Below are 26,803 nucleotides of genomic sequence, written 5' to 3'. Positions count from 1 at the left end.
AAGATGTGAAGCACGCTCCCATGACAAAGGAAAGTGGACGTTACAAAGGGATTTAGCATATACCCAAACAGCCTCGGAGAGATTTCATGCTCGATAAAATGGCATTCTTTATCTACGTGATCCGCACAGGTTCTATCTCTTCTGCGGCGCGTCAGTTCAATGTCTCCGTCTCTGCGGGAAGCCGTTGGCTTCAAGAGTTGGAACAACATTTCGGCACCACGCTGTGCCATCGTTCAAACCGCCTATTGGAAGCCACACAGGCGGGTCAGACTCTCTATGAAGAGTTCTCGCCGATTGTCGACAAAGCAGAGCGCATTAGTCAAAAGCTAGCAGGCTTTCAGGATCATGAAAAAGGCCACATCAACATTGCCTGTACACCGGTTTATGCCAACCACTATTTGATGGACAAAATCACCGAGTACACCCGACTCAACCCGAAAGTGACCTTCAACATCAACGTCACGCCTTGGGCTCTCGACCATGCCAGCACTAGCGATTTGATGATCAGTGCCAACGCCCGCTTTCAGGGCTACCGTGAAAAGGATTTGCTGCTGGTAAAAAGGGAACTGTTGGCTTCTCCGTTTGTGGTGGTGGCTTCACCGCAATACACAGAGCAACAAGGCCTGCCAACCCAGCCAGAAGATTTACACGATCACGCTTGTCTGGTCGCCACCACACTCACTGGCAGCAACGAATGGATCTTCCAAAAAGGCGTTGAAAACATCGTGCTGAAAGTGCCAAAAACCATTGAAGTAAACGACAGCGACCTCTTGCTTCGTGGCGTCTCCCAAGGGGCGGGCATTGCTTACCTGCCGCAATTTGTGACGCAAGGAGCGGTCGAAAGCGGAGCGCTAATTCCCTTGCTGCAAGACTTTAACACCAGCACTTGGAGTTTGAATCTGTATTACCACCCAGCCAGTGTCGCCTCGCCCGTCGCCAGTAAATTTAAAGATTTCTTACTGGATAATCCTTGCTGACAAATTCTTGTTTATAGAGCCTCCACTCGCCTAATGTTCCTGCTTTGCATTTTTGCAAAGCCACTTTGAATTTCTGTCTATATCGCCTCCCGCTCCCCTTCCGTAAGCTGAAAAGCAGTTAGCAAATAGCAAACATGGGAGTACTGGTGACATGGAACGCATCTATATTGTGGCGGCTAAGCGCACGCCAATCGGCAGCTTTAACGGTTCTCTCGCGCCATTGTCAGGCGTTGATCTTGGCGCACATGCGATGAAAGCCGCACTTGAGCAAGTAAACATCACCCCAGACCTTATCGACGAAGTCATTGTTGGCAATGTGCTAACGGGCGGTGCGGGTATGGGGCCGGGTCGTCAAGCCGCCATCAACGCAGGCGTTCCAGATACGGTGCCCGCCTACACCCTGAACATGATCTGCGGCAGCGGCATGAAAGTCATCATGGACGGTGCCAGCCACATCCGCGCCGGCGATGCGCAAATCGTCCTCACTTGCGGCATGGAAAGCATGTCCAACGCGCCGTATATCACGTCTGGGCAAGTCCGCCGTGGTGTTCGCATGGGTCATCAGATGCAGGAAGACAGCATCATCAAAGACGGGTTAACCGATGCCTTCCATCACTACCATATGGGCGTAACAGCCGAGAACATTGCCTCCCAATGCAATATCAGCCGCGAAGCGCAGGACAAATTTGCCCTGCAAAGCCAACAGAAATCCGTGAACGCCATTGAAAACGGTCATTTCGAGGCGGAAATTGCGCCAATCACGGTGACTGAGCGCAAACGTCAGTTCGACGTTAAAGACGATGAATACCCCAAAGCAAACGCTACCTTTGAAGGGCTTCAAGCGCTGCGCCCAGCCTTCGACAAACAAGGCAGCGTAACGGCGGGCAACGCTTCTGGCATTAACGATGGCGCATCAGCCATTTTGCTGGCATCAGAAAGCGCGGTGAAACGTCACAACCTCACCCCATTGGCTGAGTTGGTGGAATACGGACAGGGCGCCATTGCGCCAGAGGTGATGGGGCTTGGGCCTGTTTCAGCCATCGCCAACACGTTGACCAAGGCCAAAATGGCCATCGAAGACATCAAGGTATTCGAACTGAACGAAGCCTTTGCGGCACAAGCGCTAGGTGTGATCAAAGAAGTCGCTGAAGAACATCAGATCGAACAAGACTGGCTGTTAGAGCGCAGCAACCTAAGCGGCGGCGCGATTGCCCTCGGTCACCCTATTGGCGCGTCCGGCAACCGTATTGTCACCACGCTAGTTTACCAACTGCAACGCACGCAGCAAGAATACGGCTTAGCGTCGCTGTGTATTGGCGGCGGCATGGGCACGGCACTCATTCTGAAACGTTGCTAAGGGAGAGTCACCATGAAAAAAGCAGCGACACCCCAGCAGATTGAACACCTTTTGCATGACGGCATGACTATTATGATTGGCGGCTTTATGGCGACAGGCGCACCAGAGCGCCTCATCGATCTCTTAATTCAAAAAGACATTAGAGACATTACGCTGATCACCACAGACACGGGTTCTCCCGGTCGTGGTTCAAGCCGTTTGATTGCTGATAAGCGGGTCAAAAAGCTGTATGCCTCTCACATTGGGACGAACCCCGAAACAGGCAAACAAATGAACGAAGGCACGTTGGAGGTTGAACTGGTTCCACAGGGCACCCTCGCCGAGCGTATTCGCTCTGCAGGTGCAGGATTAGGCGGCGTACTTACCCCAACAGGGCTTGGCACGATTGTGGCGGAAAACAAGCGCGTGATAGACGTCGATGGGCAACAATTTTTGCTAGCCCCCCCCCTGAAAGCCGACTTGGCTTTAATCAAAGGCTCAAAAGTCGATCGTCGTGGCAACGTCTTTTACAGCAAAACCACCCAGAATTTTAATCCGTTAATGGCAACCGCCGCAGAAATCGTCATTGTCGAACCTGAACAACTTGTTGAGCTTGGCGAGATTGCACCCGAAGCGGTTCATACCCCGAGTATTTTTGTCGATCATATCTTGGTCGATCATATCAACGTCAATCACATTCAGGTGGAGGACACGCAATGACAGCACAATTAGATAAAAATACTATCCGACGTCGCATTGCATGGCGTGTCGCCCGCGAGATGAAAGACGGCGATGTGGTAAACCTAGGCATTGGTTTGCCAACACTGGTCGCCAACCATGTCGATAAAGAGGTCGAGTTGTTACTGCAAGGGGAAAACGGCCTGTTAGGCATTGATCAATTGGCATGTGAAAACACCATGGACGCCGATCTGGTGAATGCAGGCGGACAGCATATTACTGCCGTAAACGGGGCGTGTTACTTCAACAGCGCCGACTCTTTCGCCATCATCCGTGGCGGTCATGTCGATGCCACGGTATTGGGTGCGCTGCAGGTCGATGAACAGGGCAACCTCGCCAACTGGATCATTCCAGGGAAAATGGTGCCGGGCATGGGCGGCGCAATGGATCTGGTCGTCGGTGCCAAAAAGGTCATTGTCGCGATGGAGCATTCCGTGAAAGGCCAGCCTAAGCTGTTAAAGCAATGTTCCCTGCCACTCACCGCCGCGAATCAGGTGAACTTGATCGTGACAGAAATGGGCGTGTTTGAAATCAACGAACGCGGCATGGTACTCACTGAGCTTGCCCCTGAGTTTACCATCGACGACGTTCAGGCCGCGACAGAAGCCACGCTTCTGGTGTCACCAAATTTAACGCCGATGCAGTTGCCTGCTAGCTAACTCATTCGCGTCTATCTAAGAACAAACATGTTTAGAATAATTTGACTCATTGCATGCACTAAAAATAGGGTATAAAGGCACATAGCAGTCAAGTTCAGTGACATGCCATTTACCTTGATGATAAGAGCAATCCCAATGTCTAATGTCGTTCAGTTCTCGAAGTTTGGTGGTAGTAAGAAGACCAACAATACCCCAGCAACACAATCGCCAAGCCCTAAAGCGTTAAGGGAACAGGCAGCATTGAAACAAGATAATCAATGCTACTTCTGTGGCGCACGCAAAGAACCCAAAGAACTGCACTGGCTGGATAAGGTGGGTTTTAAGCAAAAGACGCATGTTGTCTGCGGTACGTGTGGCTCTGACGCTAAATCACGCTCAATGGATGAACTCCGGATAATCCTTGCGCTGAAAGCAATGGATTTCAGAACCGTGAAGATTAAGCAGTATCTTGAATTGAGAGAAAAAGGGGTTCAGATAGACGGTGTCCGTGATTACAAGTTCCACTTTGAAACGATTGAGTGATTGTGAGCATGAGCTAGAGGCGAGTCGATGAATTAAAGCCAATAATTATCGACTTTGCCTATCAGAGGAGTGGCGCTTTTAGAAAAACCAAAACGGTTAAAAAAGCACCCCAAATTTCGTGACATTCACCCGAACTCCCAGCATGCCTTCTTAGGGTGTCATTTATTCATGACTCGCCGCCGTTTCTTACCGATATACAAAAGCATCGTCAGGGCTGTCTGGAAACTCGCTATATGGCTGAGTTCTTATTGTTCAACACGGCGACTCCTGACATTCCTCTGACGTTTTTTCATCATTGCCCTGATATTACGCCCACATCCCCCCCCTACAATTCGCGCCGATTTTCAGTGAGTTACACAGAAGAATTTTGTATACCCTTGTCAGAGCAGCGGACAAGGCGTGATCATACTTCCATGTAAAAAAAGCAGACATAAATTTCGCTTATGTCTTTTAAAAACATCCCGTAACTTACTGGCGAAAATACCTGTCTCTTCTTTTTTAAGGAATAAAACGGCCATGACGTTCAAGCCAAATGCAATTTGTGCGGCACTCTTTTTAGGCTTAGCGAGCTTTTCTACTCACGCTTCTGTGTCAGCGGTAAACGGCGACGATATGGTGAACCCTGAGGGTGGCGTTGTTGTGGGTTACTGGCACAACTGGTGTGATGGTGCAGGTTATAAACGCGGCAACGCACCGTGTGTCACGTTGGAAGAAGTGAACCCAATGTATAACGTGATCGACGTGTCTTTCATGAAAGTGTTCGATACCGCAGAAGGCCGCATTCCTACTTTCCGTCTTGACCCTATGATTGGCTTGTCTGAGCAAGATTTCATTAACGAAATCGCAGAGCTAAACCGTCAAGGTCGTTCTGTGCTGCTAGCTCTTGGTGGTGCGGATGCACACGTAGAATTGAAGACCGGCGATGAGCAAGCATTTGCCGATGAAATCATTCGTCTTACCGACCTGTACGGTTTCGATGGTTTAGACATCGACCTAGAACAAGCGGCGGTTACCGCGGCAGACAACCAAACCGTGATTCCTGCTGCACTGCGTATGGTCAAAGACCACTATGCGGCGCAAGGTAAAAACTTCCTGATCACCATGGCACCAGAGTTTCCTTACCTGACAGAAGGCGGGAAATACGTGCCTTACATTACGGCACTGGAAGGTTACTACGATTGGATCAACCCACAGTTTTACAACCAAGGCGGCGACGGCATTTGGATTGATGGTGTGGGCTGGATTGCACAAAACAACGATGCGCTAAAACAAGAGTTTATCTATTACATCTCTGATTCGTTGATCAACGGTACCCGTGGCTTCCACAAGATCCCGCACGACAAACTGGTATTCGGTATTCCTTCAAGCGACGATGCGGCAGCAACCGGTTTTGTAAAAGATCCTGCCAAGCTATATGCAGCCTTTGGACAGTTAAGTAACCAAGGTCAGCCACTTCGCGGTGTCATGACATGGTCAGTGAACTGGGACATGGGAACAGATGCAGCGGGTAACCAATACAACGAGCAGTTCATTAAAGATTACGGCCCATTTATTCACGGCCAAACGCCACCACCACCAGCGGAAGGCAAACCTGTGTTCAGCGGTGTGAATGACGTTCGCGTTCGCCACGGTGATGAATTCGATGCCATGGCAGGCGTTTCTGCGATGGACGAAGAAAATGGCGACCTGACCTTTAGCATTGTGGTTGATGGCAGCGTTGATACCTCACGTTTGGGTCAATACGTGCTGGTTTACAGTGTTTCTGATGAAGATGACAACGAAACCAAAGCAACGCGCACTGTTGAGGTTTACAGCCAAAAACCTGTTTTCTCCGGTGTGGAGAAACTTACCCTAAAACTGGGCGCTGAATTCGACGCAATGGCCGGCGTAAAAGCCACTGATGCAGAAGATGGCGACCTGACCAGCACCGTATCGGTTGAAGGTAACGTTGATACATCCCTTGTTGGCAAATACGGAATAAGTTACCGCGTCACTGATAGTGCACTTCAAACCGCGACCGTTGACCGTGTGATTTCTGTTACCGACGGCAGCACCTGTGTGAACGCATGGGATGCCTCATCGGTATATAACACAGACGATATCGTGAGCCACGCCGGCAAAACCTGGCAAGCGGGTTGGTGGTCACGTGGTGAAGAACCAGGCACAACGGGCGAATGGGGTGTTTGGCGCGAAACAGGCGACAGCGATTGCGGTGACACTGGCACGCCAGCGGCATCGTTGAAACTGTCAGGCGTGAAAAGCACCTACACTGCCGACAATGGCAATGTCACGCTAGAGCTGGAGCTAGAGAGCAACCAAGCGATGGCAACAGACATCACCGTTTCTGGCGCTTCAATGGTGTCTGGCGGCGAAACTCAAGTGAACGTTGACGGTAAGTTGGCTGTTTCTCTGACGTTGAGCAACGTTGAAGCCGGTCAATACTCGGTATCTGTTATTGGTAAAACCGAAAGCGGCACCACCGTGAAGCAAAACGCGGCGTTTACCGTGAGAGATGAGGCAATTACGCCTCCACCTCCGGGTGGCGAGTATCCTGACTATGTATCAGGTACGGCTTACGCGGCGGGCGATTTGGTGACAGGTGTAGACGGTCATATATACGAATGTAAGCCTTGGCCTTACACCAGCTGGTGTGCGAATGCATCTTACGCACCGGGTGATAGCCTTTACTGGGCTGACGCTTGGGACAAACGGTAAGCACTGTGCTTCCCTGCGACAATTAGCCACTTCCTGAAGCTCAATAACACAAAAGCGCCAGAGTAAAATCTGGCGCTTTTTCCGTTCTAAACAGCCGCGTTATTGTGTGACACCTGCGATAACCGACGGCTCACCCTCAATCACAGGCATATCGCCAATATCTGCTGAACCAGACACAGACGTTGGCACGCTCACTGCTGGATCGGCCAACGTCAGCGCACTACATTGTCCTGAAGCGGCCTGCATGGTCTGCTCAATTTCTCTCGCTTTAACCACATATTGATTTGCTGACCCCATCAGAACTCCGTCAGAAACCGAGAACTGAGGAACATAACGCTCTCCATTCTGCGTATAAGGAATTCCCCACAGATCGCCATTGCCACCATAATTCAGCAAGAATGTCTGTCCCGCAAACGTTCCCGCCGACCCCGATCTGTCATTGGCATTACTATGTGAATAAGTAAATTGAAGTGGCTTGTCGAAGCTAACAACATCCCCGCTACCGTCTTGGATGGCTGTGAGCTGGTTCCATGGCTGGAGACCCGTTTCCCACACATAGTATTCCGTCACGATCGCAGGGTCATAAATATCATAAGAATTCGACACCGTTGATGTCACCATCGGCCCACTTCTTACACCCCAACTGTGTGGCGTTGAATCAATGTTAGATTGCGTGAGCGACGCGTTATAGCGCACAGGTTCGCTGCTGTTTGCACTCACAAGCGTCAGTAAATTACCGCCAGTGGTACTGAACGTGAAATTATGCGGGCCGCTGGCAGTTTCAAATGGGCTACTAGCTCCACTCCAGTGAGTCAAATCACTAAGATCGAGCGTACCAATAGGGCAATTGTCGTAACAGTACAGCGTCACTGACCCACCATTAAGTAACTCGCCAGACCCTGTTTCACTGCCGTTAATAAAGCTCTGCTCATAATAAGTCAGCGCCGTTTTTCCCTGCAGATACTTCACTTCGCCGCCAAGTTGCTCTGAATACATATATAACGATTCATTACTCGACAACACAATTTGAGTCGGACCAAACGCAGTAATCGTTGGGCCATTTTGCCCCCAGCTAAGCTTACCGGTTTTATAAAAACCGTCAGACCCCACACTGTCTTGTGCCGCAGTGAGGTATTTCACCACCCATTGATCAAACGTGCTGTCACTGAATACCGTGCTATCCCAATAACTAAAGCTGACGCCTCGCGCATCAGATAGATTCAATGTTTTAACCGTGTTTTTAATCAATCTACCTGGCGCAGTCACCACGGTATAAGGCGTTTGCGTACCACCGTCATCTTTAACGATCGTCTCACCGTTCGTCACCGCACCCTCTACCTCAGACCAAAGCCCCCAGTAACCGATGTAACCATAACTGTCATAGTTGGCGTTGTTTGCACTGGCATAGCGAATAGGAAAACCCGCATTGACGCCGATTTGCGCACCCGTTGACGCATTGTATAAATCATAGCGATGAACATCGCTGTCAAACAGCGTTCGGCTGAGACACGTACCGCTGTTATCGCCAGACTTATAAGGCAAGCTATCAAAGTCGCTGGCATTTTGAAGCAATACATTATCAGCACTAAACGTTAACGCATAAGCACCGCCATTGCCTGAAGAGGTCAAGGCAATCCCATCAGATCGATCGCTCGACATCACAACACTGGCGCTTTGTGTATATGTACTCGCTCCCTGTTGGCTGGACTCATATAAGGTAAAACCAATCGACCCCGCCAAGGAATCAACAGTCAGCACTTCACCGCCACCTTGTGGCGATAAATCGGTGAAGTTATCAAAGAACTCAAAGTTAAAGGTGAACTGGCCGAAAGGATCCGTACTCGAGGCCCCCTCAGAAATGACAGCTTTAAATCGAATGGCCTGTTCGCCTGATCCAGACGCCATTTCCGGAATCCAAACATTGGCGATCAAGGGCGAAGAATCTGATTCTCGCGTTACGTTCGCGACAGCCTTTAAATAGGACGGTGTATTGCTAGCCCCAGAAGATTGACCGGTAGATCCATCATCACTGTCATCAAAACATGCCCCTTCATCGGCCAAAACGAGGTATGGTCCTTCATTGGCAAATTCCGTCACATTAAATTGAGCCGTGAAGCACAAGATACTGTTGACCAGCTCAATGGGCTCTAACGCCTCATTCCATACATAGTTTTTGGTCTCAGCTGTCGAATATTCCGTTCCAGCATCGTTAAAAGCTGCCGTGGCGATACCCGACCACAGCACAGCAGAACCCGCAACACACAGAGTGTTAATCATTTTCATTTGTCACGACCTCCAGTTGCTGGGGTAACTGTAAACTGCTGGTTGACGTGGTCGTTGCTGCTGTAGAACCGCTATCACTACACGCCCATATCGCACTGCATAGCAGCCCTATACATGCCATTTTCGATAAACCTTTCATACATCCCCCTGCTCACAAGCCAAAGTCATTAAATAACGTTTTATATCTCAATATTGAGAATTAAATTAATCTTAGTTTTAATGTGGGAATATGCGAGCCGGAGAAGAGGTTCAAGCCAGTCAAGACTTACATCTCTAAAGCAATGAATAATAGTATTTTTTTTATATTTTAAAAAATATGTAGAAAAAAGATCCAAGAGATTTATTCAGTTAGCTCTCTATCTTGACCAATAGTTCGGATAAAACCCTAACCCCAAAAAGTGATCGATATCACCAAATCAACAGGAAAGGTAAATTAAGACAGAAAAGCCAAATAGAATGCCAATGAATGTGATCACGATCTGCTGAAGCATGTTGCGGGTTCCTTAGACTGGGCACAGAAACGTTAACACTGAATATACATTTACAGGAACAAACTGCTGTTCGTCTAAAAAAGACAGAGAGGTGTCGTGATGAGTGAAGTTCTTTTAGCCATTGTTGCAGGTGCCGTTGTGGGCTTCTTCTTCAGCGCGGTCAAGCTACCGTTACCTGCTCCTCCTGTCATTTCCGGAATTATGGGCATTGTTGGTATCTACTTGGGTGGCATGGCCTACCAAACAATGATTACCCGCTTTTTTTCTTAACCCAAGCCCGTTCTGTTCATATCTAGCGCAAGGTGTGCCAGTTTTTATTTTCTATTAAAGATGTAAGAAAACTCGAGGAGGACTGGTGTCTACAGGGAAGCTACCGCCGGCGGCAGATGGATTACAACTCAACTTTTGTAAAACATTGGCGTGTCGAAACTTTGGATTGAGTGATGCGAAGTACTATTTGCTTCAAGATACTGATCCGTCTCGTCCCGGTTTGGTGTGCCGTGAGTGTGGCGCCTTTCCTCCTCTCCTTAACAATCAAGCCGTGCGAACCGAGTTTGCACGACTCAAAACGCAAGACTCAGGTAACTTGGCAGCCTGCAGCACAGAGGGCTGCATTGCACATGGTAAGCCCGTCCTCACTAACCGCGAGCTCTATCATGCTTTTGGATACAGTGGTGAACGTCAGCGCTATCGCTGCAAACATTGCCAATCAACCTTCGTGGACAAGTGGTCGAACGCGAACCCAAAGTCTGGCGTACAACAAAAGCTGCTTGGTTTATTGTTCACTGGTCACCCTGTCAGAGAAATCTGCCGCAAGTTAAGCATGAACCCCAAGACATTTTATGATCACTTGGATCAAGTTGCGGCACGCTGTCGAAACAAACTGGCCAGTGTTGACGCCCGTTTTTTACAACTTGCCATCAATAACCCTCTTGCTTCAACGCTTGCACCGTTGCAACCACTGAGTGATAACGGGGTTATGTGGCTAACCACAGGCGATGCAGCGCAAGGTTATGTACTGCTTCAAAACATCAATTATTCCCAAGATGAAGAAAAGCCCGACGAAGAAGCCGATGTTTACACCCCAAACTCACGTCGCATGCCCGATAGCTTTATTCATTTGGCAGAAATTGGCGAGCCAGACAGCAATGATTTGCTGAATCAAGTTAATAACAAATACAAAGAAGTCCTATCTCGTAGCAATGTAGAAGACCTGTACACGCGCCCCGTCAATGTGGACTATCCATCAAAAGGTTGCTTGATACGCCCTCAGTACACTGCGTATGCCCAGTTTCTGCGTTTACAAGAATTGACCATGCAATGGGATGATTTAACACTCTATCTCCCACAAGAACCCTTGCTGCGTTCGGCGGTAATTAGTGTGTTTAAAGAGCGCTTGCAACAACGCCAATGCCAACCGGTTTACGTCACGCAGACGTCGGAATGGCAAGAAAACGACACGGCAGACAATATTGATATCATGTTACTGAGTTGGTGGCGTGATCGCTGGGCGTTCACCCAAAGAGGCAATGCAGCCAAAGCAATATGTCACCTTGGTAAAGAGACGGGAAAAGAAGATGAATGGCTGCAGCGTGCAAGCACCTTCATGCTGGAAGAGTATCAAGCCCGCTTCTACCTGAACTTCCGATCATTGATCGATGAGCCTAGAAGACGACTTCGACCAGGAGGCTTGCTCCCTCTGCTGGATATTTTCCGCGCTTGGAACAACTTGTGCCATCAAAATGGCGATGGGATAACCCCAGCACAAGCGTTGGGGCTAACGAGGCAACCATACACATTGGCACAATTACTCGCGTAATCTTTCGTCAACAAAACAAAAAAGCGAGCTCGATATGCTCGCTTTTTACTTGTCAGTCACATTTCTTATTCGTCTGCTTCTGCTTCAGAATAATCTTCAGTTGCACCGTTACGAGACGTAGAGCACAGGTTGTATACCACGTGCTTATGATTGATTTCTCTTAAATACTTCAACCAACACAGCGCGTATTGAGACTCCGCTGCACGACGTCCGTTTATCTCGTCGACAAACTTTTGCTGTTCTTCGTCTTGCGGCACCATCACACCGTCAAACAGTGCTTTCATGGTACGGCCACTGGTTTCCAAAAGCTGCGATTCCTTAATCGTGAAATAGCCGGAACGCGCGAAACCTTTTGGGAAATGCCTGTCATCAAAAAACCTTTGACCACTAAACATTATTTAACTCCTCAACATACATTGTGCAATATTCTTCATTACTACATTCGATGTAAAGAAAAATATTATTTATCTGACAACAAAGAAAATTTATTCTCTTAGCGTTATAGCGGTGTTTTAGAACCCTGTCGAGTATCAAACACCTGTTTAGTGATGAATTTTATAAGTAAGGTAGCCAATAAGCATTCGCAGGTCGAGCATGAATGAAGTAAGTTATTGTAACAATGTGAAAAACATCATCTTATTACAAAAAATATGCCACTTTTTGACGTTTACTTGTTTTACATCACACCCCTGAATCACAAATAAAAACCCAAATTTACTGGCTTGCAGCTGATTATTGCCACTTTCACTATCGCTATCTTCCGTTAATGATACATACGTCCCAAAATAGCCAACCGGCACTCATGACAATCGAAATATTTAATCAAACGCAGTGATTTTTTTCGTTGTATTTAATTCATGATCTGGATTTATTCTTACTTGGAATTGGCGTAATGGAAACGCCAAAGAAACTTCATCAATATGTCATGTTATTTGGGCTATATTTAATAGACAACGACTTAGCGTCTAGAAACCAAGTAGGTTCTAGATCCCTAGTTATCCAAAGTAACAAGAATACGAACAAGGTAAAATAAGATGGCCAAGTGGGAACAGTGGCTGAAAAACGACACTAATCGAAAAGACAAAGTACATTCTAAGTTCAACGAAGAGTTCGGTGAGCAACCTCAACGCGACAAGAAGCGACGTAAACCGCGCCCTAGTCGAACTTCCCACGAGGAATACCCGTTCGATTGATGAGAAAAAAGCCAGAAATGCTCTGCATTCCTGGCTTTTATAGTTTTGTAAATGAGCAAACCATGCCCGAGTAACCTCAAGGTGCGTGGCTCCCGCACGACCAATCACTGAAGCCATTACTGCTCCAACGAGCATACCTTTCGCAGCACACCAGCCAAATAACTAATGGGAAAATGTCGACCGCAAGAAACGTAAGGATCTTCGAAGACACGAATAAGACATTTCTGGTAATATCGAAATATTAAATAGAATAGATGAGAGGATATGACATGGAACTGGAGATCGTTGCGAAAGCACTGAAAGAGTTAGGGCACCCGACCCGCTTGTCGATTTTCAAACGCTTGGTACGTTCCGGACACAATGGTATCTCCGTCGGAGAAGTTCAAGAAGATCTCGGCATCCCAGGCTCGACATTGTCACATCATCTGTCTAGCTTAATGTCAGCAGGTCTAATTACTCAGCGTCGTGAAGGCCGTGTTCTTTACTGTGTGCCTCAGTTTGAACAATTGAATGGTGTCCTGACGTTCTTGCAAGAAGAGTGTTGTGCTGACGAAGAGCTGACAAATTAGCGCGGAATGAGTATCAAAGTTCGTGGTAAGACATAGCGGCAAAGCACTCTTTTTTCAGAGTAGCCCGCCGCGAATTTATAACAGAATAGACTTAAGCGTTTTGCTCTTGCCATTGTGCGTTGAAGATTTCGACCTGTTTCGTCGTTTCGCGCCAACGCACAGAGCTTTGTAACTCTTTCACTGTAAACTCGTGCTTTTTCGCTAGGCTACCAGCATGTGACACCTCAGTGATTGGCAGTTGATCCAACACTTCAATCGATGATCGACGATTGTTGCAAAGCAACAGCATGTCACAACCTGCCGACAATGCTTGCTGACTTCTCTCTGCTGGGCCACCCATCACGGTTGCCCCTTCCATGTTCAGATCATCTGAGAAAACAATACCTTTGAAGCCCAACTGCTCCCGCAGCACCTTCTTCAACCAGTAAGATGAACCGCTTGCAGGTAAATCATCATAGTGTGGATAAATGACGTGTGCGGGCATCATGGCATCCAAGGTACCCGCATCAATCTGGGCCTTGAAAATGGCCATGTCTTGTTCGAATAGGTTGCTACGCTCATCGATTGGGCTCTCAACATGAGAATCCGCCAACACGGCACCGTGTCCTGGAAAGTGTTTGCCCGTGGTTGCCATGCCCGCTTCTTTCATGCCTGACATAAACGCGCTTGAATAACGAATTACAGTCGCATTGTCATCGCCAAAAGCACGGCTACCAATGGCTTTGCAATCAAAACCTCGATCGAGCACTGGCGCAAAGCTAAGATCGAAATCGTGCGCCATTAGCTCTGCAGCCATCAACCATCCAGACTCTCTTGCAAGCGCCTCACCATTAGGCATTCGCGCATAAGATTGTGCGGCCGGGATCAAGGTGAACTGCTCTCTAAAACGCTGTACGCGACCACCCTCTTGATCAACACCGATTAATATAGGGCGTTTTGCCGCTTTTCGGATTGCCTGATTCAGCGCCGCAAGTTGCTGGCTGTCATGAAAATTACGCGCAAATAGAATTACGCCGCCAACGGTTGGGTGTGCCAATAGCTCTCGCTCTTCAGCGTCTAGCTCGCATCCTTCCACATCAAGCCACAATGGGCCCATGGTGCTCTCCTGTTTCAAATTAGGCTCTGTGGTGAATAGTACGATGAGTCACATCTTCAACACAATTTCGATCACCAAATTCTTAGGACTGTGAGAGACTTAAGTCATCAGATTTAGAAGAATAAAGAGGCTATCCGTGAGCATGTATATTGGCATTATGTCCGGCACAAGTTTGGACGGTATTGACTTGGTGGCTGCTGATTTTGATCATCAAAGCGCTAACGCGCATCATCAAGCCATGTATCCCTTTCCTGAAGCGCTTAAGGAAAAGCTGATTGCATTGAGCCAAGGCGCACCTGTCACACTGGAAGAAATTGGCGCCATCGACCATTTCCTTGGCAAAACCTACGCAAGCGCCGTCAATCAATTCTTAGCACAAACAGGATTAAAAGCCGAAGACATCACGGCTATTGGCTGCCACGGCCAAACCGTATTCCATCAACCTAACGGTCCTATGCCTTTCACGATGCAGCTTGGCGATGCCAACATCATTGCTGCACTAACCGGTATCACCACCGTCGCTGATTTTCGTCGCAAAGATATGGCATTAGGTGGCCAAGGCGCGCCACTCGTTCCTGCGTTTCATCGTTACTTGTTTGGAGAAAGCAATAAAACGCGCGTCGTGCTCAACATCGGGGGTATTGCCAATATCTCCGTATTGGCGCCCAATCACCCCGTGATGGGTTATGACACCGGCCCTGGCAATATGTTGATGGACAGCTGGGTACTCGAACACCAACACAAACCTTATGACGAAGACGGCAATTGGGCCGCTTGCGGCGAGCTGAATCCGGCATTACTCAACCAAATGCTATCTGATGGATATTTCGCAAAGTCTGCCCCAAAAAGCACAGGACGCGAGCTTTTCAATCAGGGTTGGCTAACTCAACAATTGGCACAGTTCGGAGAAGAGATCGCACCGGAAGACGTTCAAGCCACGTTGCTGGCATTAACAGCAACCTCAATTGCCGACGAACTTAACGATGATGACAAGGGAGAGTTGCTGGTCTGTGGCGGTGGGGCAAGAAATTCGACCCTAATGAATGCGTTGCAACACGCACTGCCAAGCTGGCAAGTCATGACAACAGACGATAAAGGGATAGACGGTGATTCGATGGAAGCACTCGCTTTTGCGTGGCTAGCACGTCAGGCATTAGAAGGGGAACCGGGAAATTTGCCTGAAGTGACAGGCGCCAGCCGACCTTGCCGACTTGGCGCTATCTATTATTCGGACTGATCTTTCGCGCTAGCCCAGTTGAGAACCCTGCCGACGCGGGTGTTTAACAGAGATCGGTATTTGGTGGCTCGTTCGCTTGAGATAGAGCAAGTATTGGCTAAAGCTCAGCGGACGCGAATAGTGGTAACCTTGGGCAATATCCACACCATAACGTTTCAGGATGACTGCCGTTTCGAGATCTTCAACCCCTTCAGCCACCACCATCAAACCCAGTGATTTAGCCATCTCCGTTGTTGTTCTCACGATATTTTGCTGGCGAGGATTACTCGTAATCCCCGTGATAAAGCTACGATCAATTTTTAATTCCGTAAACGGCAACTGCGAGAGATAAGTCAGCGAGGAATATCCGGTTCCGTAGTCGTCTATCGACACTTCAATGTCAAACTTTGAAAGCTTCTCTATCACTTCATTAAGCCTCACGTAATCAGACACCATGGTGGATTCAGTTAGCTCAAGCGAAAGAAGACCGGTTGGGACATTGTAGTTTTGTGCAATGTCGGCGATTTTGTCGACAAGATTAGGGATCGCGATGTCTGACGCGCTGATATTGATGGATAAGCGACGGCTATAACCCAGTTCTATTAGCTTACTTTGTTGATAGAACGCCCGCTTGATAACCCATATCGTCAGGTCATTGATCAAGCCTACTCCCTCGGCCAATTTAACAAACACCTCTGGCGACACTTGCCCAAACTTAGGATGCTCCCAACGTAACAAGACTTCTGACCCATGTATTGAGCCCGAACGCAGGTCAATCTGTGGCTGGTGATAAAGCTCCAATTCATCGTTGTCTATCGCCTTTTTGAGGTCCGCGACTAACGACATATTCAAGGTACGGTTAAAGTTATTCAGCGAATCATAAGCATGAACTTTATTGACCGTCATGGACGTTTCAGTGAGTGCCTGCAACGATTTATTGAACAGTACATCGGTAAGCTTACCGTCTTTTGGATATGAACTCGTTCCAATCGTACCCTGAATACGAATAGCAAAACTATTGAGCTCTACATAACAATCGAGTTCATCAATCACACTCGACAAGAGCAACGCCACTTTCTCATCGTCAGACGACAAGACGATGAAACCAAAGTGACCTTCCTTGATACTGGCAATCCTATACGACCGCGATTTTTGATAGCCCGATTCCACAACGTGGACAACATCGCTATCTAATGCTGCATCCAGTTTTTCGCATACCTGACCAACGAAATATCGTTTTTCTTCCGCCGACATATAGGGTGCTAGGCTTGAGAATCGACCAATTTCAAAGCAGCACAGTTTAAAGTTGACGTTTCTATTGATCAGACTTTCGACCATCAGAGACAACACATTCGCATTGGGTGTTGCCGACATGGCATCGTGGGTGAGCTGATATACCGATTCTTCTCGTTGATGTCGAAAACGTTCAGCTAACGCAAGCGCCATACAAAGAACAGCCAGTACCGTACCAAACATCAATGCGTAACGAGTCAGCAATGTGTATTCAATCACGCCAGTCACCAGCAGCGGCGGGAAAATGCCCGCAACCAGTAAAGGAAGCCAAGAAAACAGGAACATCCCGCTCCAACGTCTGCCCACGTTCCAGCGCTGCCAAATAAGCACGCCGATTAAGCCGTAGAACATTGGTTGAATCGCAATTAAAAAAGTACCCGAAATGTGTTCTGGTAAAACAAAGGAAATCAGCATTAAACCGCTTAAGACCATGATGCCATAGTGAACGATTTGTCTAAGCAGAGACTCGACTTTGTGCACTCTCAGATAAAGGTGGGCAAATAGGAGCGCTTGTAAGAATAATCCAAACGTTAACGCGACAATATTATTGCTAAAAAACGTCTGTACCGCGGGTGGAAACAAATAGATACCAAAACCATGAACGGCACCGAGTTGTACTAACGCCGTCAGCACATACCCTGAGTAAACCAAGTAAACTCGTTCTTTGAGCGACAAAAACACAGCAAGATTATATACCGCAACCAGTAACATAATCGCGATGAAACCACCCCATACCGCATGAAGAAGTTGTGTTAGCACATGGAACTCATGCGCATTTAGCAGCCAAATAGGCATAACAGGTATACCCGTTGAATACACCTGTAAATAAATCGTTGAGCTTTCAAACCCATCCAACGTTAATGGTACTGCTGGAGGCATATCGACTTGCGTATAACCTTTTTGGACACTGTCTCCCAAGTGCCAACGCTTAACTTCTTGCCCCTCAGACGCGAACTGATAAATGTTGAGCCTGTCGATCATTGGCGTATCAAAATACAAGCTCAGATGACGATGATCTGCGCCCATATTTTCGACATTCATCTTGATCCAGTAAGATTTTTTCCCAAGTTGCCATGGAATGTCTTTCGGGTCATCAACACTTCTGAATATCGCAGATTCTTTGACGTAACCAAGAATGTGGCTATTGGTGCTATCAACAAAATACCCATAATTGACGTTGATGTTTTCTGCATAAGACGTCAAAGGAGGGAAAAGCCCTGCAAAACGGATCCCTACGATGGCGAACAAAGATACAACAAGCAATGTCGCATAAATCCAAAGCATCCGGTTAGGTATCAGGGATCGGAATCTCATGCCCCTGCCTCGCTTTGCAAGCGCAGGCTACCGATGAACCGATAAAACACGGAAACATACGGATTCGATAAAACGTTCATAGGCTAACCAACTAAAGTGCTGCTACATCAATAATATAAAGGAATCTTTTCACAACACGGTTCATGAGGGGCGATGTCATCGTTCGTATAACCACCAAAATAGCGATACCGGTATGTTTCAATTTAGATACGGATGACTACTTTTTCAAACACGAATGCAGGATGAAGCATAAATTTCATCTTGTTTTCTGTCGTTACTGACGCGAACAAATGAAATGATCGTGAACATTTGTTCACTCTGAAGAAAATCAGTAGACTGAAGACGAATAATTTAAAGTAGGACGTGACAATGAGCACCACGCGAACATTGAGCAGCAACTTTGAAAGCCTGCTAGACGACACGAATCTTCTTACTGAAATCGCGATTCTGTACTATCAACACAACACGACCCAAGAAGAGATTTCTAAGAAATTTGGTGTCAGCCGCGCGAAAGTGAGTCGGCTTTTACGAAGAGCTCGTGAAGAAGGCATTGTCGAAATCACAGTGAAATTCCACCCGGTTCACAGCGCACAACTCGAACAACGGTTGATGGAGAAATTTAATCTAAAACGCGCATTGATCGCCCTCGACCAGCCCAGTGTGCAAGAGCAACGCACCCAAGTTGCCACTCTGGTTTCCTCATTTATCGACGGCAACTTGCAAGACGGTATGGTTGTCGCCGTTGGACAAGGCCAAAACGTTGCGGCGGTTGCCGATCAACCCGGCATTGTTTCTCATCGAAATGCGCGTTTCGTTTGTGCCATCGGCGGTACACACAGAAGTGGCGACATCATTAACGCAGACCACATCTGCCGTCGTCTGGCTAAGAAGTTTGGCGGCAGCAGCGAGACGCTCTACGCCCCTGCTTATGTAGACACACCGCAGATTCGCGATGTTTTTCTTGGTCATCCCAATATCAACGAGACATTAAACCAAGCCCGCAAGGCTGAATTTGCACTGGTTGGTATCGGTGACATGGACGAAAATAGCCACATGGTGAAACTGGGGTGCTTTTCTGCACGCGAGTTCGTTGAAGCCCGAGTTAACGACGGTATTGTTGGGGACATTGGTGGCTTCGACTTCTTCAAATTGGATGGCAGTCGCGCCAATACACTGATGCGTGACCGTGTAGTCGGATTGGAAATGCAGGACTTAATCAACATTCCTAATGTGATCGCCATGGCCAGTGAAAGTCGAAAAGCGCTGTCTATTCTTGGCGCACTAAAAACCCAAACCATTGACGTATTAGCCACCAGTGCAAGTTGTGCCATGGCATTGCTTAATATGGTTGATAACGAACAGTGACCATATTTCTCTAAAATGCGGATTGGACAATATTTCAGCACCCTTTCAACACATTTGGTTATCAAGGGTAAAATGAGTGAGATCGTCGTGAGATTTATCCGATCAGATCGTTGACTTTATCGCATAAAACAAGAAATATGACCCTATCATTTGCACAGGTACGTTGCATTTGTTCAACCTGTTGCTGACATCGATTCAAGCAGGTTGATAGAAATGTCACCGAGCAGCTCCTGACTGCAAAGCATTCATGGTGAAACTCTACATTAAAGGTCTAAAAGATGAGCACGAAACTCGAACAATTACGCAAGCTCACAACCGTGGTTGCGGACACTGGTGATATCGACGCTATCGCGAAGTACCAACCTCAGGATGCGACAACTAACCCATCTCTTATCCTAAAAGCAGCCCAAATCCCCGAGTATGCGCCTCTGATTGAAGAAGCGATTGCCTACGCAAAAACAAAAAGCCAAGACACTGAACAACAACTGGCAGATGCGGGTGACCGTCTCGCGGTAAATATTGGCACAGAAATCCTAAACGTTATTCCAGGTCGTATTTCAACCGAAGTCGATGCGCGCCTTTCTTATGATTTCGAAAATAGCGTCGCTAAAGCACGCAAGCTGATCAACATGTACAACGAAGCAGGTATCAGCAACGACCGTATTCTTATTAAGCTGGCATCAACGTGGGAAGGTATTCGCGCGGCGGAAGTGCTAGAAAAAGAAGGCATCAACTGTAACCTGACGCTGCTGTTCTCGTTTGCTCAAGCGCGCGCCTGTGCTGAAGCGGGTGTTTTCCTGATTTCGCCGTTTGTTGGTCGCATCATGGACTGGTACAAAGCAAAAGAAGGCCGCGATTTTGCCCCAGCAGAAGACCCAGGCGTATTGTCTGTTTCTGCTATCTACGATTACTACAAGTCTCACGGCTACAATACCGTCGTGATGGGCGCAAGCTTCCGTAACATTGGTGAAATTCTTGAGCTGGCTGGCTGTGATCGTCTGACCATAAGTCCTGACCTGCTTCAAACGCTGTCAGATGAACAAGGTGAAGTGGTTCGTAAGCTTTCTGATGATGTTGAAATTAAAGAGCGTCCAGCTTCGATGACACACGCTGAGTTCCTGTGGGAACATAATTCTGACCCTATGGCTGTTGAGAAACTGGCTGAGGGCATTCGCAATTTCGCCGTTGACCAAGGCAAACTTGAAGTCATGATTCGCGAGAAGTTGTAAGTTCGCAAAACACATTTTCAAGAGCGGCTATTGCCGCTCTCTTATTTCTTATATGATCCTGACCTACAGGTCTGAACATCATTTAATAAGGTAAGCCTAAGATGGAACGTAAAACCCTTGCCAATGCGATCCGTGCTCTAAGCATGGACGGTGTACAAAAAGCCAATTCTGGTCACCCAGGCGCCCCAATGGGCATGGCGGACATCGCTGAAGTCCTGTGGCGCGACCACATGAACCATAACCCGCAAAACCCTGAATGGGCTGACCGAGACCGTTTCGTACTGTCGAACGGCCACGGCTCAATGCTGATTTACTCTCTGCTTCACCTGACAGGTTACGATCTGTCGATTGATGATCTGAAAAACTTCCGCCAACTGCATTCAAAAACCCCAGGGCACCCTGAATATGGTTATGCACCGGGCATTGAAACCACCACTGGTCCTCTAGGCCAAGGCATCACCAACGCTGTTGGTATGGCGATGGCAGAGAAATCACTGGCAGCGCAATTTAACCGCGACGGCCATGACATCGTTGACCACAACACCTTCGTGTTCTTGGGTGACGGTTGCTTGATGGAAGGTATCTCTCATGAAGCATGTTCACTGGCGGGTACGCTAGGTCTTGGTAAGCTGGTTGCGTTCTGGGATGACAACGGTATTTCTATCGATGGTCATGTTGAAGGCTGGTTCACTGACAATACGCCTCAGCGTTTTGAAGCGTACGGCTGGCACGTTATTCCTGCTGTTGATGGTCACGATGCCGATGCAATCAATGCGGCGATTGAAGCAGCAAAAGCAGAAACAGGTCGTCCAACCCTGATCTGTACGAAAACCGTGATTGGCTTTGGTTCACCAAATAAAGCTGGCACCCACGATTGTCACGGCGCACCACTAGGCGCTGACGAAATCGCAGCGACCCGTAAACAGCTTGGTTGGGAGCACGGTCCGTTTGAAATCCCTGCTGACGTTTACGGCGCATGGGATGCCAAAGAAGCTGGCGCGGCGAAAGAGTCTGCGTGGAATGAAAGACTTGCAGCTTATGAAGCGGCATACCCAGAGCTTGCTGCTGAATTCAAACGCCGCGTAAACGGCGAACTGCCAGCAGAATGGGAAGCGAAAGCGAGCCAAATCATCGCTGATTTGCAAGCAAACCCAGCGAACATTGCATCACGTAAAGCGTCTCAAAACGCGCTAGAAGCGTTTGGTGCCATGCTACCAGAATTTATGGGCGGCTCTGCTGACCTTGCGCCTTCAAACTTGACCATGTGGTCGGGTTCGAAAGCCGTGACTGCTGAAGACGCATCCGGTAATTACATTCACTACGGTGTGCGTGAGTTCGGTATGACAGCGATCATCAACGGCATCGCGCTGCACGGTGGTTTTGTACCTTACGGCGCAACCTTCCTGATGTTCATGGAATACGCGCGTAACGCAATGCGTATGGCTGCGCTGATGAAAATTCAGAACATCCAAGTGTATACCCATGACTCGATTGGTCTGGGTGAAGATGGCCCAACACACCAGCCGGTTGAGCAAATCGCCTCACTGCGTCTAACGCCAAACATGAGCACATGGCGTCCATGTGACCAAGTGGAATCTGCGGTCGCTTGGAAACTGGCGATTGAGCGCAAAGACGGTCCAACGTCGCTGATCTTCTCGCGTCAAAACTTGGCACAACAAGATCGCAGCACACAGCAAGTGGCTGACATCGCTAAAGGCGGTTACGTGCTGAAAGATTGTGTGGGTCAGCCAGATCTTATCTTGATTGCAACCGGTTCAGAAGTTGAGCTGGCGGTTGAAGCGGCTGCGCAAATTTCTGCTGAAGGTAAGCAAGTTCGCGTGGTATCTATGCCAGCGACAGACGTTTATGACAAGCAAGATGCGGCATACCGTGAATCAGTACTGCCTTCAGATGTGACCGCTCGTGTTGCAATTGAAGCGGGCATCGCTGACTTCTGGTACAAGTACGTTGGCTTTGATGGTCGTATCATCGGCATGCACTCTTTCGGTGAGTCTGCACCAGCAGGCGAGCTGTTCAAGATGTTCGGCTTTACCGTTGAAAACGTGGTAGAAACGGCGAAAGAGCTGCTTGCATAACTGACGATGTCAGGTGTTCGAACGTCAATATTTAGCCCCGCTTTTGCGGGGCTTTTTCTTTTCGATGTCTGAACGAATCAATCAGAAGTTTTGATGAGAGACCAGTCACATTCTACGTGCGTATTTTACGTGCTTGAGATAGACTGTCCGCCGTATTTCATTCACGACTCAGATGGTCAGGGACATGGCATTACGCGTTGCAATTAATGGATTTGGTCGAATTGGCCGTAGTGTGCTTCGCGCACTTTACGAGAGTGGCCGAAGAGACAAAATTGACATCATCGCTGTCAATGAACTCGCTGAGCCTGATGCGATGGCGCACCTTCTGCAATATGACACCAGTCATGGTCGATTTTTTAAAAAAGTCTCCAATAGCCAGGAGTTTCTTTTTGTCGGCGACGATAAAATTCGCATCCTTCACTTAAGTGACATTAATCTGCTTCCTTGGCGTGATCTAGACATCGACATCGTGCTCGATTGCACGGGTGTTTATGGCAATCGCGAACATGGTCAAGCCCATCTCGATGCTGGTGCGAAAAAAGTATTGTTCTCCCATCCTGGTAGTAATGACTTAGATAACACCATCATTTTTGGTGTGAATGAAGACTCCTTGAAAGCCAGCGATCGCATTGTTTCCAATGGTTCTTGTACCACTAACTGTATCGTGCCTGTGATTAAGGTGCTTGATGAACAGTTTGGTATTGAGTCTGGCACCATCACCACCATTCACTCTTCCATGAATGACCAGCAAGTGATTGATGCTTATCACCCTGATTTGCGACGCACCCGTGCTGCGAGTCAGTCAATTATTCCTGTCGACACCAAATTACATTTGGGAATTGGAAGAATCTTTCCGAAATTTTCTGACAAATTTGAAGCGATTTCGGTTAGAGTTCCAACGATTAACGTCACTGCAATGGATTTAAGCGTCACAGTTAACACGAAAGTGAAAGTTAATGACGTAAATCAATCACTCGAAGAGGCCGCTCGGTGTACATTGAACGGCATTGTAGATTATACCGAGGCACCACTTGTCTCGATAGACTTTAACCATGACCCTCACAGCGCCATTGTCGATGGCTCGCAAACACGAGTAAGTAACCACAATTTGGTGAAGATGCTGGTGTGGTGTGATAACGAGTGGGGATTTGCTAACCGGATGCTTGATACCGCGTTAGCCATGGATGCAATTTCAAGTGGCTCGAAGGCTTGAGTCACGGTTTTTATTTTGTAAAAACCAAAGCAAATTTTTTTATTTTTGCAACTTTAGAGAGAGGACGAAAATGTCTGTAATCAAAATGGCCGATCTGGATCTGGCTGGCAAACGTGTATTTATCCGAGCTGACCTAAACGTACCGGTTAAAGAAGGTAAAGTAACTTCTGATGCACGTATTCTTGCATCTCTGCCAACGATTAAGCTTTGCCTAGAAGCTGGCGCGAAAGTCATGGTTACTTCTCACCTTGGTCGTCCAACTGAAGGTGAGTACGCAGAAGAATTCTCTCTGCAGCCTGTCGTTAACTACTTGAACGACGCGCTTGATTGTGACGTTAAACTAGCAAAAGACTACCTGAACGGCCTAGAGCTGAACGCGGGTGAGCTAGTGGTTCTAGAAAACGTTCGTTTCAACAAAGGCGAGAAGAAAAACGAAGACGAGCTGTCTAAAGCTTACGCTGCACTTTGTGATGTGTTCGTGATGGATGCATTCGGCACTGCGCACCGCGCACAAGCATCGACTTACGGCGTAGGTGTATTCGCTCCTATCGCATGTGCAGGCCCTCTTCTAGCGGCTGAACTTGAAGCACTAGGTAAAGCGATGGACAACCCAGCGCGTCCGTTGGTTGCTATCGTTGGTGGTTCTAAAGTTTCTACCAAACTGACTGTTCTTGAGTCTCTATCTAAAATCGCTGACCAATTGGTTGTTGGCGGTGGTATCGCGAACACCTTCATTGCAGCTGAAGGCCACAACGTGGGCAAATCACTGTACGAAGCGGATTTGCTAGATACAGCGAAAAAGCTAATGAAAGAATGTGCAATTCCAGTTGCAACTGATGTTGCATGTGCGAAAGCATTTGACGAAAACGCAGAAGCTGAAATCAAGAACGTTGCTGACGTTCAAGATGACGACATGATTTTCGACCTAGGTCCTCAATCAACTGCGGCTCTTGCTGAAATCATCAGCAACGCGAAAACCATCCTATGGAATGGCCCTGTTGGCGTATTCGAGTTCAAAAACTTCGAAGCGGGTACGGCGGGTATTTCTAAAGCCATCGCTGAATCTGCAGGCTTCTCTGTAGCAGGTGGTGGTGACACATTGGCAGCTATCGACAAGTTCGGTATCAAAGCTGATGTTTCTTACATCTCGACTGGCGGTGGTGCATTCCTTGAGTTTGTTGAAGGTAAAGTACTTCCAGCTGTTGAAATGCTAGAAGCTCGCGCAAAAGCATAATATAAAAAACGGGGGTTGTTACCCCCGTTTTTTATGCATCTTATCTTGCGACTAATGTCCGGTTTGATGCAGACACCAAACCGAAAAATTAATGTGTTTGGTGAGACGTTTGGGTACAATGCGCAGCGCTGATCGCAAACGTTTGCCGATTTAGCTGAGTTGGTCGGGATATGGCCAGCTTGGTACTGATTCATTCAAAGACTACAGAGTAAATAGGACTATTGTTATGTCTAAGATTTTTGATTTTGTAAAACCTGGCGTTATCTCTGGTGACGACGTACAGAAAGTGTTTGAAATTGCTAAAGAGAATAAATTCGCTCTTCCAGCGGTAAACGTAGTAAACACGGATTCAATCAACGGTGTTCTAGAAGCTGCTTCTAAAGTTAAAGCACCTGTTGTTGTTCAGTTCTCTAACGGTGGCGCAGGCTTCTTCGCTGGTAAAGGCGTTAAGCTAGAAGGCCAAGGTGCACAAATCCTTGGTGCTGTTGCTGGCGCAAAATACGTTCACGCAGTTGCTGCGTCTTACGGTGTTCCCGTTATTCTGCACACTGACCATGCTGCTAAGAAATTGCTGCCATGGATCGACGGTCTGCTTGACGCTGGTGAAGCGCACTTCGCTGAAACGGGCAAGCCACTGTTCTCTTCACACATGATTGACCTGTCTGAAGAATCACTAGAAGAAAACATCGAAATCTGTGCTGCATACCTTGCTCGCATGGAAAAGATGGGCATGACGCTAGAAATCGAACTGGGTTGTACTGGTGGTGAAGAAGACGGCGTAGACAACTCTGATATGGACGCGTCTGAGCTTTACACTTCTCCAGAAGACGTTGCATACGCATACGAGAAACTGAGCGCTATCAGCCCACGTTTCACTATCGCAGCATCTTTTGGTAACGTTCACGGTGTTTACCAAGCGGGTAACGTTGTTCTTACTCCAACTATCCTGCGTGATTCTCAAGCTTACTGTGCTGAGAAATTCGGTATCGCTCCGAACGCATTGAACTTCGTATTCCACGGTGGTTCTGGTTCTTCTGAAGCAGAAATCCAAGAGTCTATCGGTTACGGTGTTATCAAAATGAACATCGATACTGATACTCAGTGGGCAACGTGGGACGGTATCCGTACTTACTCTGCTGATAACTTTGATTACCTACAAGGTCAAATCGGTAACCCAACTGGCGAAGCTGCGCCAAACAAGAAGTACTACGATCCACGCGTATGGCTACGTGCTGGTCAGGCTTCTATGGTTACTCGTCTTGAGAAAGCATTTGCTGACCTGAACGCAATCGACGTTCTGTAATTTAGTTTTTTAAAAAAACAGGTTACAAAAGATCTAGAAACCCGCTAAATTTAGCGGGTTTTTTTATGACTGCATTTCAGTCATACCCTGAACCACCTCACGTGACTGGATGCCATCTGATGGTTTCTCGTCGCGTGAGGTG

At 47.7% G+C, this 26,803-nt stretch carries 21 protein-coding genes; 17 read left to right on the top strand and 4 right to left on the bottom strand.

Annotated features, from left to right (window positions below):
• Positions 1-86: 86 nt before the first annotated feature.
• The 6 genes from A1OO_RS12965 (at position 87) to A1OO_RS12940 (ending at position 6,947) form a co-directional block, all read left to right on the top strand.
• Complete coding sequence (locus A1OO_RS12965; RefSeq protein ID WP_017003270.1) at positions 87-977, top strand: LysR family transcriptional regulator; 891 nt, start codon at positions 87-89, stop codon at positions 975-977.
• A gap of 151 nt (positions 978-1,128) precedes the next feature.
• Positions 1,129-2,334 (top strand): acetyl-CoA C-acetyltransferase, encoded by a 1,206-nt coding sequence (locus tag A1OO_RS12960; protein WP_016960339.1) that lies wholly within the window; start codon positions 1,129-1,131, stop codon positions 2,332-2,334.
• A gap of 12 nt (positions 2,335-2,346) precedes the next feature.
• Positions 2,347-3,033 (top strand): CoA transferase subunit A, encoded by a 687-nt coding sequence (locus A1OO_RS12955; RefSeq protein ID WP_017003269.1) that lies wholly within the window; start codon positions 2,347-2,349, stop codon positions 3,031-3,033.
• Complete coding sequence (locus tag A1OO_RS12950) at positions 3,030-3,710, top strand: 3-oxoacid CoA-transferase subunit B (protein ID WP_017003268.1); 681 nt, start codon at positions 3,030-3,032, stop codon at positions 3,708-3,710. Before A1OO_RS12955 ends, A1OO_RS12950 begins: the two co-directional genes overlap by 4 nt.
• Before the next feature lie 135 nt (positions 3,711-3,845).
• Complete coding sequence (locus A1OO_RS12945) at positions 3,846-4,232, top strand: hypothetical protein (RefSeq protein WP_017003267.1); 387 nt, start codon at positions 3,846-3,848, stop codon at positions 4,230-4,232.
• A gap of 516 nt (positions 4,233-4,748) precedes the next feature.
• Positions 4,749-6,947 (top strand): immunoglobulin-like domain-containing protein, encoded by a 2,199-nt coding sequence (locus A1OO_RS12940; RefSeq protein ID WP_017003266.1) that lies wholly within the window; start codon positions 4,749-4,751, stop codon positions 6,945-6,947.
• 99 nt (positions 6,948-7,046) lie between these two features.
• Here A1OO_RS12940 and A1OO_RS12935 read toward each other — a convergent pair whose 3' ends face one another.
• Positions 7,047-9,230: a hypothetical protein gene (locus tag A1OO_RS12935; RefSeq protein ID WP_017003265.1), complete on the bottom strand. Its 2,184-nt coding sequence runs from the start codon at positions 9,228-9,230 to the stop codon at positions 7,047-7,049.
• A gap of 590 nt (positions 9,231-9,820) precedes the next feature.
• Between A1OO_RS12935 and A1OO_RS12930 the strand changes: the two genes are divergently transcribed.
• Positions 9,821-9,991 carry a XapX domain-containing protein gene (locus A1OO_RS12930; protein WP_016960333.1) on the top strand — a complete coding sequence of 57 codons (171 nt, stop codon included), beginning with the start codon at positions 9,821-9,823 and terminating at the stop codon, positions 9,989-9,991.
• An 85-nt stretch (positions 9,992-10,076) separates the two neighbouring features.
• The gene (locus tag A1OO_RS12925) at positions 10,077-11,540 is read left to right on the top strand and encodes a lactate dehydrogenase (RefSeq protein WP_016960332.1); all 1,464 of its coding nucleotides are present in this window, start codon (positions 10,077-10,079) and stop codon (positions 11,538-11,540) included.
• A gap of 65 nt (positions 11,541-11,605) precedes the next feature.
• Here the strand turns inward: A1OO_RS12925 and maoP are convergent, their stop codons facing one another.
• Positions 11,606-11,935 (bottom strand): DUF413 domain-containing protein, encoded by a 330-nt coding sequence (gene maoP, locus A1OO_RS12920; RefSeq protein WP_016960331.1) that lies wholly within the window; start codon positions 11,933-11,935, stop codon positions 11,606-11,608.
• Between the two features lie 639 nt (positions 11,936-12,574).
• On the opposite strand from maoP, the gene A1OO_RS23590 reads away from it, so the two are divergent.
• Positions 12,575-12,733: a hypothetical protein gene (locus tag A1OO_RS23590; protein ID WP_016960330.1), complete on the top strand. Its 159-nt coding sequence runs from the start codon at positions 12,575-12,577 to the stop codon at positions 12,731-12,733.
• A gap of 269 nt (positions 12,734-13,002) precedes the next feature.
• A complete protein-coding gene (locus A1OO_RS12915) occupies positions 13,003-13,302 on the top strand; it encodes an ArsR/SmtB family transcription factor (protein WP_017003264.1) in 300 nt (99 codons plus the stop codon).
• 91 nt (positions 13,303-13,393) lie between these two features.
• Here the strand turns inward: A1OO_RS12915 and nagZ are convergent, their stop codons facing one another.
• On the bottom strand, positions 13,394-14,398 hold the full coding sequence (nagZ, locus tag A1OO_RS12910) for a beta-N-acetylhexosaminidase (RefSeq protein WP_017003263.1): 1,005 nt from the start codon (positions 14,396-14,398) through the stop codon (positions 13,394-13,396).
• A 142-nt stretch (positions 14,399-14,540) separates the two neighbouring features.
• On the opposite strand from nagZ, the gene A1OO_RS12905 reads away from it, so the two are divergent.
• On the top strand, positions 14,541-15,635 hold the full coding sequence (locus A1OO_RS12905; protein ID WP_016960327.1) for an anhydro-N-acetylmuramic acid kinase: 1,095 nt from the start codon (positions 14,541-14,543) through the stop codon (positions 15,633-15,635).
• A gap of 9 nt (positions 15,636-15,644) precedes the next feature.
• Here the strand turns inward: A1OO_RS12905 and A1OO_RS12900 are convergent, their stop codons facing one another.
• Positions 15,645-18,191: an EAL domain-containing protein gene (locus A1OO_RS12900; protein WP_017003262.1), complete on the bottom strand. Its 2,547-nt coding sequence runs from the start codon at positions 18,189-18,191 to the stop codon at positions 15,645-15,647.
• Positions 18,192-18,590: 399 nt separating this feature from the next.
• On the opposite strand from A1OO_RS12900, the gene A1OO_RS12895 reads away from it, so the two are divergent.
• The 6 genes from A1OO_RS12895 to fbaA all read left to right on the top strand — a co-directional run bounded on the left by A1OO_RS12895 (position 18,591) and on the right by fbaA (position 26,661).
• Entirely contained in the window at positions 18,591-19,586 is a 996-nt protein-coding gene (locus A1OO_RS12895) for a sugar-binding transcriptional regulator (RefSeq protein WP_016960325.1), read from the top strand.
• 278 nt (positions 19,587-19,864) lie between these two features.
• Positions 19,865-20,815, top strand: a complete 951-nt coding sequence (tal, locus tag A1OO_RS12890; protein ID WP_017003261.1) for a transaldolase — start codon at positions 19,865-19,867, stop codon at positions 20,813-20,815.
• A gap of 101 nt (positions 20,816-20,916) precedes the next feature.
• Complete coding sequence (tkt, locus tag A1OO_RS12885; protein WP_017003260.1) at positions 20,917-22,911, top strand: transketolase; 1,995 nt, start codon at positions 20,917-20,919, stop codon at positions 22,909-22,911.
• A gap of 184 nt (positions 22,912-23,095) precedes the next feature.
• On the top strand, positions 23,096-24,124 hold the full coding sequence (gene epd, locus A1OO_RS12880) for an erythrose-4-phosphate dehydrogenase (RefSeq protein WP_016960322.1): 1,029 nt from the start codon (positions 23,096-23,098) through the stop codon (positions 24,122-24,124).
• Between the two features lie 70 nt (positions 24,125-24,194).
• A complete protein-coding gene (locus A1OO_RS12875) occupies positions 24,195-25,358 on the top strand; it encodes a phosphoglycerate kinase (RefSeq protein WP_016960321.1) in 1,164 nt (387 codons plus the stop codon).
• 226 nt (positions 25,359-25,584) lie between these two features.
• On the top strand, positions 25,585-26,661 hold the full coding sequence (fbaA, locus tag A1OO_RS12870) for a class II fructose-bisphosphate aldolase (RefSeq protein WP_016960320.1): 1,077 nt from the start codon (positions 25,585-25,587) through the stop codon (positions 26,659-26,661).
• Positions 26,662-26,803 lie beyond the last annotated feature (142 nt).

It is taken from the genome of Enterovibrio norvegicus FF-33 (genome assembly GCF_000286835.2).
GTDB lineage: Bacteria > Pseudomonadota > Gammaproteobacteria > Enterobacterales > Vibrionaceae > Enterovibrio > Enterovibrio norvegicus_A.
Note: the sequence above shows the minus strand (reverse complement) of the source record. Positions and strands in the feature narration are given on the sequence as shown.